General features: G+C 62.2%; 9 protein-coding genes and 3 pseudogenes. 7 read left to right on the top strand and 5 right to left on the bottom strand.

The window, feature by feature from the left end:
• Positions 1-264 precede the first annotated feature (264 nt).
• The 5 genes and pseudogenes from J3476_RS27165 (at position 265) to J3476_RS27185 (ending at position 3,097) form a co-directional block, all read left to right on the top strand.
• Complete coding sequence (locus J3476_RS27165) at positions 265-1,431, top strand: glutathione-independent formaldehyde dehydrogenase (RefSeq protein ID WP_207069378.1); 1,167 nt, start codon at positions 265-267, stop codon at positions 1,429-1,431.
• A gap of 1 nt (position 1,432) precedes the next feature.
• Positions 1,433-2,014, top strand: a complete 582-nt coding sequence (locus J3476_RS27170; protein ID WP_207069379.1) for a type 1 glutamine amidotransferase domain-containing protein — start codon at positions 1,433-1,435, stop codon at positions 2,012-2,014.
• Positions 2,011-2,250 (top strand): annotated as a pseudogene (locus J3476_RS27175) (putative quinol monooxygenase); the annotation flags it as partial. The gene J3476_RS27170 and the pseudogene J3476_RS27175, both read left to right, overlap by 4 nt.
• Positions 2,251-2,329: 79 nt before the next feature.
• Positions 2,330-2,742, top strand: a pseudogene (locus tag J3476_RS27180) (heme-binding protein).
• Between the two features lie 43 nt (positions 2,743-2,785).
• Positions 2,786-3,097 carry a putative quinol monooxygenase gene (locus tag J3476_RS27185; protein ID WP_005203161.1) on the top strand — a complete coding sequence of 104 codons (312 nt, stop codon included), beginning with the start codon at positions 2,786-2,788 and terminating at the stop codon, positions 3,095-3,097.
• Between the two features lie 1,319 nt (positions 3,098-4,416).
• Here the strand turns inward: J3476_RS27185 and J3476_RS28155 are convergent.
• From J3476_RS28155 to J3476_RS28120, 4 genes and pseudogenes are all read right to left on the bottom strand, one after another.
• A pseudogene (locus J3476_RS28155) lies at positions 4,417-4,482 on the bottom strand (MarR family transcriptional regulator); the annotation flags it as partial.
• Between the two features lie 1,017 nt (positions 4,483-5,499).
• A complete protein-coding gene (locus J3476_RS27195; RefSeq protein ID WP_067393341.1) occupies positions 5,500-5,982 on the bottom strand; it encodes a cupin domain-containing protein in 483 nt (160 codons plus the stop codon).
• Positions 5,983-6,384: 402 nt separating this feature from the next.
• The gene (locus tag J3476_RS27200; RefSeq protein WP_067393338.1) at positions 6,385-6,981 is read right to left on the bottom strand and encodes a CAP domain-containing protein; all 597 of its coding nucleotides are present in this window, start codon (positions 6,979-6,981) and stop codon (positions 6,385-6,387) included.
• Positions 6,962-7,273 (bottom strand): hypothetical protein, encoded by a 312-nt coding sequence (locus J3476_RS28120; RefSeq protein WP_234787741.1) that lies wholly within the window; start codon positions 7,271-7,273, stop codon positions 6,962-6,964. Before J3476_RS28120 ends, J3476_RS27200 begins: the two co-directional genes overlap by 20 nt.
• Positions 7,274-7,615: 342 nt before the next feature.
• Here J3476_RS28120 and J3476_RS27210 point away from each other — a divergent pair, with 342 nt between their 5' ends.
• Together J3476_RS27210 and J3476_RS27215 are read left to right on the top strand one after the other, a co-directional pair.
• Complete coding sequence (locus J3476_RS27210; RefSeq protein ID WP_207069380.1) at positions 7,616-8,593, top strand: dihydrodipicolinate synthase family protein; 978 nt, start codon at positions 7,616-7,618, stop codon at positions 8,591-8,593.
• Positions 8,593-9,597: a ketopantoate reductase family protein gene (locus J3476_RS27215; RefSeq protein WP_207069381.1), complete on the top strand. Its 1,005-nt coding sequence runs from the start codon at positions 8,593-8,595 to the stop codon at positions 9,595-9,597. The genes J3476_RS27210 and J3476_RS27215 overlap by 1 nt, the downstream gene beginning before the upstream one ends.
• 25 nt (positions 9,598-9,622) lie before the next feature.
• Here the strand turns inward: J3476_RS27215 and J3476_RS27220 are convergent, their stop codons facing one another.
• The gene (locus tag J3476_RS27220) at positions 9,623-10,732 is read right to left on the bottom strand and encodes an AraC family transcriptional regulator (protein ID WP_207069382.1); all 1,110 of its coding nucleotides are present in this window, start codon (positions 10,730-10,732) and stop codon (positions 9,623-9,625) included.
• Between the last annotated feature and the right edge of the window lie 49 nt (positions 10,733-10,781).

A 10,781-nucleotide genomic window follows, 5' to 3' on the forward strand; every position in this document is an offset into this window, starting at 1 on the left:
CCCTTATCGCGACAGTCCCCGGGATCGATTTCTTCGGCATACAACCATCCTCCTCGACTCGAAAAGGAGGCGGCGGGAAAACCTGGGGCGGTTCAGTTCACACTATGAGTCTTGGGGTAGCTGGTCGGGGGCGGTTGCGGCGGTGGCGATTGTTGGGCGGCGTGAGGCGTAGCCTGATGGCCTCCATTCACTTGACGCGGCGTCGTCCCAGTGTGAGTGTGAGGAAGTCAGAGGTTTGCCAAGCACAACCACTGGAGACTCGCCATGAAGGCTGTCGTCTATCAGGGGCCCAGAGATGTCGCGGTCACGGATGTTCCGGACGCGAAGATCGAACGTCCCACCGATGTGCTGGTCAAGGTGACAACGACCAATATCTGCGGCTCGGACCTGCACATGTATGAGGGCCGGACCTCCTTCGAGCAGGGCCGCACGTTCGGCCACGAGAACATGGGGGAGGTGGTGGAGGTCGGTCAGGGCGTGGAGAAGGTCAAGGTGGGCGACCGGGTCGTGCTGCCCTTCAACATCTCGTGCGGGTTCTGCAAGAACTGCGAGCGCGGTCTCACGAATTACTGCCTGACCACGCAGCCTGACCCGTCCGCCGCCGGTGCGGCATACGGATTTGCGGACATGGGCCCGTACGGCGGAGGCCAAGCGGAGCTGCTCCGGGTCCCCTTCGGCGACCACAACGCGCTGCGCCTGGGTGAGGATGCGCAGGAGAAGGAGAACGACTACGTCATGCTCTCCGACATCTTCCCCACCGGTTACCACGCCACCGAGATGGCCGGCGTGATCCCGGGCGACAGCGTCGTGATCGCCGGGGCCGGACCGGTGGGGCTGATGGCTGCCCTGTCCGCGACGATCAAGGGGGCCGCGAAGGTCATGGTGGTCGATCGCCACCCCGACCGGCTCGCGCTGGCCGAGCAGATCGGAGCAATCGCCATCGACGACTCCAAGACCGACCCGGTGCAGGCGGTGCTGGACGAGACGATGGGGCTCGGAGCCGACCGTGGCTGCGAGTGCGTGGGCTATCAGGCCCATGATCCTCAGGGCAACGAAGACACGGCGGCCACCTTGAACATGCTCATCAACGCGGTGCGCTTCACCGGCGGGATCGGCACCGTCGGCGTGTTCGTCCCCCAGGATCCAGGTGCCGAGGACGACTTGGCCAAGCAGGGCAAGGCGGCCATCGACTTCGGCACCCACTGGTTCAAGGGGCAGACCATGGGCAACGGTCAGTGCCCGGTCAAGAAGTACAACCGCCGGCTCCGGGACCTGATCGCGGCTGACAAGGCGAAGCCGTCCTGGATCGTCTCCCACGAGATCTCGCTGGAAGAGGCCGCCGACGCCTACAGGAACTTCGACGCCAGGTCCGAGGGCTGGACCAAGGTCGTCATCAAGCCAGGTATGTCCAGCGGAAAGAAGGCGAACTGACATGGCAGCAGATCTGCAGGGCAGGAGAGTCGCGATCCTCGCCGCGGACGGGGTCGAACGCGTCGAGCTCGAGCAACCCCGCGAGGCACTGGACCGGGCCGGCGCCCGGACAGAGGTCCTCTCGGTCGGCGAGGGCGAGATCCAGGCCCGCGATAACGATCTGGATCCGGCGGGGACGTTCAGCGTCGACGGGCTGGTGGCCGAGGCCTCGGTGGCCGATTACGACGCCTTGGTGCTTCCGGGCGGGACGGTGAACCCCGACAAGCTCCGGGTCGAACAAGACGCTGTCGCGTTCGTCCGCGACTTCGTCGAGAGCGGTAAGCCAGTGGCGGCGATCTGTCACGGGCCTTGGACGTTGATCGAGGCCGGTGTGGTCACTGGTCGCACCCTGACGTCCTTCCCGAGCATCCGCACGGACCTGCGCAACGCCGGCGCCGACGTCGTCGACCAGGACGTGGTGGTCGACAAGAATCTCATCACCAGCCGCTCGCCCGACGATCTGTCGGCGTTCTGCGACGCGATCGTGTCCCAAATCGAGGGCACTTCGGTACAGGAAGAAACACAGGAAGAGGTGTCGTCATGAGTGTGACAAAGGGACTGCTGGTCAGGTTCGACGCGTTGCCCGGGAAGGAGGACGAGGTGAGAGACTTCCTCGACAGCGGCCGCGGGCTTGTCGAGGGATAGCAGGCCACCACCGCGTGGTTCGCGATCCGCCTCGGGCCGACCTCGTTCGGTATCTTCGACGTCTTTCCGGACGACGCCGGACGTGATGCCCACCTGTCCGGAACCGTGGCGGAAGCGCTCGGCGAAAACACCGGCATGACGTCGAACTTAAGCGAGACAGCCCTAGCCCATCGGTCGACGCGATTGGCATTTGGCACACAACCAGGAGGTACTCATGACCATCAGGCTCGAATCCGTATCGCTCGAGGACGCTCAGCGCGTGATCGCCGCCGCTCAGGCTAAGGCGGAAGAGATCGGGTCGCCGAGCAACATTGCGGTGGTCGACGCGGGTGCTAACTTAGTTTCCCACATTCGCATGGACAACGCGTGGGTGGGCAGCGTCGACATCTCGACAACAAGGCCTTTACGGCGCGCGCCTTCGACATCGCCACCAAGGACCTGGCCGAAAATGCTCAGCCCGGCGAGCAGTTCTACGGCATCCAGGGCTCGAACCATGGCAGGGTCATGGTCTTCGCTGGCGGCATCCCGCTGCGCCGCGACGGCCTGGTCGTCGGGGCGGTAGGAGTGAGCGGGGGTAGCGGCGAGCAGGATCAGACGGTCGCCGAGGCAGCTGTAGCGGCGTTCTAATCCATCCCAGAGAACGCAAAACCGAGCAAAGGATAGATCCAAGATGGCAACAACAAAGGTCAGCAAAGCGCTTCTGGTGCGCCTCGAAGCACTGCCCGGCAGGGAGGACGAAGTCCGCGACTTCTTGAACCAGGGGCTGTCAATCGTAGAGGGTGAGCCCAAGACCGTCCGGTGGTTCGCGATACAATTCGGACCCTCGTCGTTCGGGATCTTTGACGCATTTCCCGACGACGACGGGCGCCAGGCGCACCTGTCGGGTGAGGTCGCGAAAGCGCTCGGTGAGAAAACGGGTGAGCTCTTCGAGGAGCCCGTGATCGAGCAGCTCGATGTCGTCGGGGAGAAGCAGCCCGCATAGAGCAAGCGGCCGCCCGCGGCGGCCACAGGACTTGGCGCTCGCCATGCGTGCGCAGACGCCAGGCTAGAAGCCTACCGCTTCGCTGTAGCAGCACCATGACCCTGAGTTCCCGTATTCGTCTTCGGGGCTGCGGCTTCCGTGACTCTTGCCCCGGGTCGTCACCCGTCTAAATGCAGGTAGCACATGACATGAGTTGTGAATGGCTTGGGCGTTTGCGGGGTCGTCCTCGTCCGCCGCATTCTCCAGTCGTCGGGGGAACCTCTGGCGGGCAGTCGCTGGGACGGTAGCTCGCGGTCACGATCAACCGTCGACAGGATGAGGTCGCGCCGCGGAGCCGGTGGCCCGAACCGGTCGCGCAGCTGAGCGACACAGTCGAGGTCGAGCTCCGTGCCCGCGCCCGGAGGCAAGGGCACGGAGCTGGCCGCCCGGCTGCGCCACTCCGGGGCCTCCGGACCGGTCAACGCGACCTCTCGGATCAAGGGCGAGACCCCGCCCTGTCGGGGATGTCGGACAGGCACTCGCCGCGCAGGGTGGAGAGTTGTTCAGCGCAGACCCGAGCATCCAGAACATCGACGGGCTCGCATACAAGCTGCCCGGTGAGAACGGCTAAAGGAGTACCGCTGAAGGCCCAGACCAGAGTTGGGAACATAATGACCTGGATGTAGGGAAGCGGTTTCCGGTAGCGGACGTGTACGCAGACTGTCGAGGAACTTCAATCCTCCGGGAGGCGCCCGCGGCGGCGTAGCTAGAGGATCGCCAGCGGCGCAAGGACTACGACAGCTGAGCGGGTACCGGCGCGCGCAGGTGCAGATTGCCAGCCACGTTCTGTGCTGCGTTAGTCAGCCTCGACGAGGAGGACATGACCTCCCTGCGAGCCTTCGGTGGTCTGCAGAGCTTCCCGAGCCGCACGAGGGACCCTCGCTGAACGGCCCACCGCCGAACTGGCCGGCCACTGGACGGCCCTCACCGGACACCAGCAGGCCGCCGAAACTCGGTGGCTGGCCATCCGCGACACCCTCGCCCGCATCTGAACGGAAAGACCACGCCGTGATGACTGACGATGACCCCGACGCCCAGGACCGCGAAATCGGCGACCTCGCCGCCGACATGCGCGAGCACGGACGCAGCTGGGCCGACATCGCCCACGACCTCGCCCTACCCGAGGCCACCGTCAAACGCGCCGTGTTGGTGCGGTTGAGCAACTCGGCGCCCTCAATCGAAAGCTCCATGGGAAGTGATCGCCCAGACGGCGCCATGGTGGCCTGTACCACTAAACTGCGCTTCTGCAATTCCCGCACCACCCTGTTCATCGCCTGTGGGGAAACGTTGATAGTGCGCGCCAATTGCGCATTGGACATGCCGGGCGATTGCGACAACAAGCGCATGCATAGGTACTGAGGGAAGGAGACACCCAACGGCGAGAGCACGTGGCGGTCACCTCGTTACGCAGCGCCGAAGTTAAGCGGTGCAGAAGGTAGCCCAGCGACTGGGTCTCAACCCGTTCCACGGATTCAGGGTGGGACGACTATGTCGTCGAGAATCTGAACGGTGCGGTCGCTTGTTGGCCAGCCGACGATGATTGAGCGCAAGACTACATACCTCGGTAGTAGATACCCGTGGCAGAGTTTCGACGTGGGTGCGCACGCATTCCCGTGCGCCAAGCCAGAAGATAACCCCACAGCGTTCCGGTGTCGATTACGTCCGCGAACTGGCGGACGCTTACGGTTATTGGGGCGAACACCGTCGAGGTGGTCCAGCGCGGGTAGATAGTGGCCTTGCTGGCACGGAGGGTGGCACGCGTCGACCGTCAGCCCGTCATATTCCCGCGCTTCCAGGAGCTGCAACGCGACCTCGAGCAGCTCAGTCTCACGCGTCGACCAGGGTGAGAAGGCATCAGCATCTGCCGTTTGGCGCACAGTCTGAGGCTAGGCCAACCTCTAACCGTATGGAGGCCATATAGTTGAGACAGATGAATTTCAATGTTTGGTAATATTAGGCAAACCTCCTATCCACATTAACCGTGGGGACGGAGACGTCACCATGCTGACTTTACTATTGCGGCACAACAGGATTCGGCCGCCCTAAACAGCCTAGTTGTGCCTGACACTGACCGGCTGCCACCGGACGAAATCATCCGCTCCCACCGTTGCCTTGCCAGCGAACCGCGAAATTGAAGCGCGATCACCTGGCCATGCTCGAAGCGGCCCTAGGGCATTGCACCATTGCCGGCCTTCGAAATCCGCCTCCGGAAACGCGAAACGAACGCCATGACGTCCTTCACAATGATTGGCGAAGCCGTCCAAAGATGTGCGTAGCCGAGGTTTTCGGGGTTTGTTCCTTCGCCCGGCGAGGTCGACGCGCGAGCGGATGTGCGCAGCTCCGATCCGCTGAGGAGCGAATCGCTACTTCTCGCCGAAGGCGTCGGCGAAGCTAGTGTTGCCCATGCTTTCCCTCTGGGTGGCGTCCAGCGCAGCCAGTAGGCGGGAATTCTCGATGACGATCATCTCCACGTCATGCCCCTCGTCGGCATAGTGGCGATGCCAGATCCACGGCGGCGTATACACGAAGTCGCCCGCGCTCCACCGGACGCGTTGATCGCCAATCTCCGACCAACCCGAGCCATGTCGCACGAAGTGAACCGACTCATGCACGTGTCGATGGAGGTCACTGCCCTCGCCCCCGGGAATTTTCTGCAGAAAAAACTCTACCGAGCGAGCAGGTATTCGTAGGAGCAGCCCAATCTGAGATGGGCTTCCAGTCTGGATCCAATGCGCGTCGTCGGAGCTAACGACAAGGTGCTCCTCCCCCACGTGCTGGCTGTCGCGGCCTGCTGCTCGTGCCATACTCTCCGAGAATTCATCTATCTCGTCACGGGATAGCGTCATTGAACGGGCTCCTTCGTGTATTTCTTCGTTGAGTCCACAGAATTGTTGGCTTGCTGGAAAAGATGACACCCGGTGGAACAATGCGGTGCCAATGGGATTCATCGTTCGATAACCGCAGAAACGTGTAATTGTCATTGCAGGGGGATGCACCCGTCAGCATTCGTGGGCGCGGCTTGAGTTGGGCTGGATCAGCTCTGGTTCTGCTGAGTGCGTTATCGCCCGTCGCGATTGCCGACGGCGGAGCCTCGTATGAAATGACCCTGCTTAGGGACATAGATGCCGCCATCGGAGTGAAGGTGCGTTTCGCGGCCTCGCGGCGTCATGCACTGGGAACCACTTTGCGGGGCTTGTCAGGAAGCGTTGAGCAGTCCGCATAGTCTGGGCGCTGACTTGCTTCTTCACTCATTGGGGTTTGCCGTACACCGCAACTACAACTGTCCGGTCGATGGAATTCTCTGACCACACCCCGATCCGGGTGTTTGCACAGTCAGACATGACCGCAAAATCGACCGGGTCGTAATACCACTGGTTGATCAGCTCGATGCCGCTCAACGCGAGTGCTGGATTTATCGCAACGGTTTCAGACACCACGCCGCTAAATCCCGCGGCTTCCGCCCGCACCTGGGGCGTGGAACCATCCGATCCAATGTCGCCGTCGACGTTGCGGTTGGCCAGCGCATCGCGCGCGTGCCACTGGGCAGCGAGCTGGAGGGTCGGACTAATGATGATGTCGTTCGGGCAGCCCGCCTGGCGTTGAATGGTGTAAACATTGGCTACCACGCCGTCATTGAGTCGCTTGTTGTCGCCGTGCGCGGCTGGCGGTATCAGTAGTGCTTGCACGCCAAGTACTGCAACGATACCTAGTGTCAAACGGGGCAGGAGACCGGACGCCGATCCCTTTTTGACCGTCTTCACCCTGCGTGGAGTGGGTACCGAAGCGTCGAATTTGTCACGGCAAGGGCGCTTTTCGTGCATCGAGTTACTCGTAAGCAATTTCATCAGTGTGGCAGTTTGTCGGCGGGTCGGCCGCAGCCTCGTCCCACTGATCGAAAATGGACGGGATCCCATCAGCAGCGGCCGACGGCGCAGCGAGGATCAAGCTCGCCACGGCTCTTCGATCGATGCGCAAGGAGTGCCACTGAGAATTCGGTGTCACACGAACCAGAACTGAAATCGATGTGACGTGCTGAGCCCAATCACGCCGGCGAACGGACTTGATCGCGATCTCCGCGCTGATCGCCTGCTGACTCGCCAGGGCGCCGTCGGGATTGCTGTCGATCAACGCTGTCACGGCGCCTACGGTACCGACGACTTCGAGACTGGCGAACCGAGGAATTTCACTCAGCGGAAGGGGGCCCGAAATTGGCAGGCATGTATCACGTGCAGAACCACTGTCGACTCGCTGATTTGCATCGAATCGGTGCATCTCCAAGAAGGTCGAAGTGCTACAGGTTGGGCGCGAATCGGAGTCTCCGCAGCGCTTACGGGATAGACGTCCACGGTTCTCCCCGGCAATGTTCGGCAGAGAGCCAACGCCCTCCGTCAGTTTCGAACATTAAGCGGAGGAGTAGGCGAGTCGGTCCGCCTCAAACCCTCAAACTGCCGAACTACCGCCGAAGGAACCGCATACAAGATGACCATCACGACACCGCTCGGATCCGATGCTAGGGCGTGGGCCACCGAGAACCTTCGAGGCTTCTATATGTGTCCTGTCACGCCCCTCACCGACGATTTCGAGCTGGACGAGGACGGTCTGCGGCAGAACATCGACGCGTTTGTGGAGATGGGTTGCACTGGACTCGTCGTCGGCGGCTTTTTCGCTGAGGGATGGAACATGACACTGGCCGAATGGCAGCGCTACCACGAGGTAGTCGCTGACGCCACCGCCGGCCGCCTTCCCTTGTTTACGATCATTCTGGACTCGTCGGCGTACCAGGCGGTCGAAAGATTACGCTTCGTGGCGTCTCTGGGCTTCACCGGCGCCGAGATAATGAACCCATCGGTTCAGCTCAAGACCGACGACGACGTCGTAGACTACTTCGACTTCGTGGCGCCCGCCACCGGGCTGGCGCTTGTGCTCTACCGGACGCCGGTATCCGGTTTCGTGTATAGCCACGACGCCGTCGCTCGGATCGCCGAGCACGCCAACGTCGTCGGGATCAAGAATGGCATTTTGAGTTGGACCGACAGCATCGCCTTACGCCACCGCTTCGGGGACCATCTTGTGATCAGCGAGCCGAATGAGCGCTATTGGGCTCATGATGCTGCGCTCTTCGGGGGTCGGGTGCTTTACGGGGAGCTCTCCCTGATCCTCTACGGGAAACGGCGGCAGGAACTGCACCACTACACCGACCTTGCCTTCGCTGGTGAACTGGCGGGGGCACTGCCTGTGTCGGCGAAGCTGGACGCAATCCGCCAGGTGTACGAAGAGGTGCTCATCGGCCGCATCGCGGCAACGGGTTCCTACGTCGCGGCGATGCCTTATCTGAAGGCGTGGTTCGAGCTGTTGGGGCTTCGTGCCGGCCCGGTACGGCCGCCCGTCAAAGCCCGGCTGTCTGCTCCGGAGCGCGAAGTTCTGCAGGAGAAACTGACGGCCGCCGAGGCCATTTGATGCGCGTCTTGATCCTCGGCGCGGGCGGGCTCGGTTCGGTCCTGGGCGGCTATTTGGCGAACATTGGCGTCGATGTCACCCTGGTCGGTAGGCCGGCGCACACCGAGGCGATCACCCGCGACGGCCTCCGAATCACGGGCCGTCGGGGCGACCTGGTGATCACCGACAACTTGACAGCGGTCGACCAGACCGCCAAGGCCACTGGACACTTCGATTACCTAGTGTTGGCGGTGAAAGGCAAAGATACGGCGCAGGCGCTGGCAGAGGCTGACGGCCTGCGCGATGTCGTGAGCAGCGCGTTGTCGGTGCAGAACACCGTCGAAAAGGATGCGACGCTCGCCGGGTGGCTTGGGCCCGACAGGGTGATCGGAGCCTCCACCATCGAGGGCGGCACCTTGCTCGAACCGGGGCTCGTCAGAAATCACCTTACAGCTGAGGTGACCGCTTACTTCGGCGAACTTGACGGGACATCTAGTGCGCGCGTCGACGACTTGACGGCTGCCTTCACCAACGCCGGCCTTCCTGCAAAGGCGGTAGGCAACATCGAGCAGGTCGAGTGGGAAAAGCTCGCACAGATCGCGCTGGCGGCCGCGTGGTCGGTCACGGCACTGGGCGCAATCCCTGACGCCTCGGTCTTCGAGGGCATGGAGGTGCGCGAGGGAGCGATGTACTTCGTCGCGCTGGCAAAGGACCTTCTTCGGGTCTACCGGGCGAAGGGCTACGAGCCGATGAACTTCTTTGCGCCTCTCTCCCGCCTGAAGGAACTCGATGCCCTTCCGACGGCCGACGCGATCGAGTTTGTCATCGGGCAAGGCAGAGTAATGCGCGAGAAGGGAAACTCGGGACACCCCTCGATGTACGAGGATGTTCTGCGACGACGTAAGACCGAGGTCGACTTCATGCTGGCGCCTTATCTCGCCGCCGCTGAAGAACTGGGCATAGATATACCGACGCTGCGGGTCGCCTACCAGATCATCAAGACCGTCGACCGATTCCTGGCCTAGCAATGACGCGGTTCGAAGGCGATGTTCAGGTAGCGCGCAAGGTGTGTTGGGGAGTGACGCCGAACTTGCGCCGATACTCCGCGCTGAAGCGGCCCAGATGACCAAAGCCCCACTTCATCGCTACGCGGGCAACAGTCACGGCACTCTCAGACGACGCCGCCAGTTCTGCGTGCGCACGGATCAGCCGGACTTCGCGCAGATACGTGAGCGGAGGAAGCCCGACGTGCCGCTTGAAGCTCTCTTGAAGAGCGCGGGCACTGATACCAACCTCGCGAGCAAGATCGGTTGTCGTCCAACTCCGTTCGGGATGCTCCTCGATTAGGTCGAGAGCTGTCCTGAGTACTTTGGGCGGCGGCGCTGCGTGTTGGTCGGCGGCGAGCGCCATGGCCTGATAGTGAGGTTGGGCGTGTAGAAACCCATGCATGAGCAACTGTTCGAAATGTCGCCCGGTCATCGGATGTTGCACGATGCTCTCAGGGCGAGAGACCTCCCGATACAAGACCGATAGCAGCGCAAGCCACGCACGACTGCTGTCCGCCGTCAGGTCCATGCTATGCGCGATATTCAGCGGCCTAACCGCAGGTCGTCCAAGCAAGCCCTCGAGTTCGTATTCCAGATCCGTGCGGCTGAACTTCACGCACAGCTGACCACAATCGGCGGCCCACTTGATGCCGGCAGGACGGCCTGGGAGGAAAACCGCCGCCTGCGTGGGCGTCGCTTGGGCCGTGGCTGAGCCGCACCACGAATCGGCGTAGCTGGTGAGGGGAACGTTGATGTGGTAATCATCGAGCGCAGTCGAATTGACGAGCTCGACATCTGCACCGTACCGAAGGTAGCCAACGGTCACAGCACCGATTCGTGCGGCGCTGAGCCGCGCATTCAAACGCTGGCCGCGACGGGAGTAGCGGAGACGGTGCGGTGTGAAAATTTCCGAAGCGAGGTGCTCGGCCGCGCTCAACTGTTCGGTGCATACGGTCTCGCGTCGCCTGAAGTACGATCCTGCCATCTTCGGCCCATCCGCCATTGGTAACAGCTCACTTTCTCGCTGCGGTAACCGCAGTTCGCCGACAGAATCTGTCGCTCCGTCGAACACCAGCGCGGAAGGCCTGGCCTCCGACTCAGGGTCCTGCGTCACCCAACCGCATTCTAGTGGATGAAGAACTCTGTGTTGACGACGGTTGAAA

The organism is Mycobacterium sp. PO1 (assembly GCF_017312405.1).
GTDB lineage: Bacteria > Actinomycetota > Actinomycetes > Mycobacteriales > Mycobacteriaceae > Mycobacterium.

Coding starts and splice junctions, on each gene's coding strand:
- J3476_RS27215 (WP_207069381.1), top strand. CDS start 8,593: ATGCGCGTCTTGATCCTCGGCGCGGGCGGGCTCGGTTCGGTCCTGGGC.
- J3476_RS27185 (WP_005203161.1), top strand. CDS start 2,786: ATGGCAACAACAAAGGTCAGCAAAGCGCTTCTGGTGCGCCTCGAAGCA.
- J3476_RS27195 (WP_067393341.1), bottom strand. CDS start 5,982: ATGACGCTATCCCGTGACGAGATAGATGAATTCTCGGAGAGTATGGCA.
- J3476_RS27165 (WP_207069378.1), top strand. CDS start 265: ATGAAGGCTGTCGTCTATCAGGGGCCCAGAGATGTCGCGGTCACGGAT.
- J3476_RS27170 (WP_207069379.1), top strand. CDS start 1,433: ATGGCAGCAGATCTGCAGGGCAGGAGAGTCGCGATCCTCGCCGCGGAC.
- J3476_RS27200 (WP_067393338.1), bottom strand. CDS start 6,981: ATGAAATTGCTTACGAGTAACTCGATGCACGAAAAGCGCCCTTGCCGT.
- J3476_RS27210 (WP_207069380.1), top strand. CDS start 7,616: ATGACCATCACGACACCGCTCGGATCCGATGCTAGGGCGTGGGCCACC.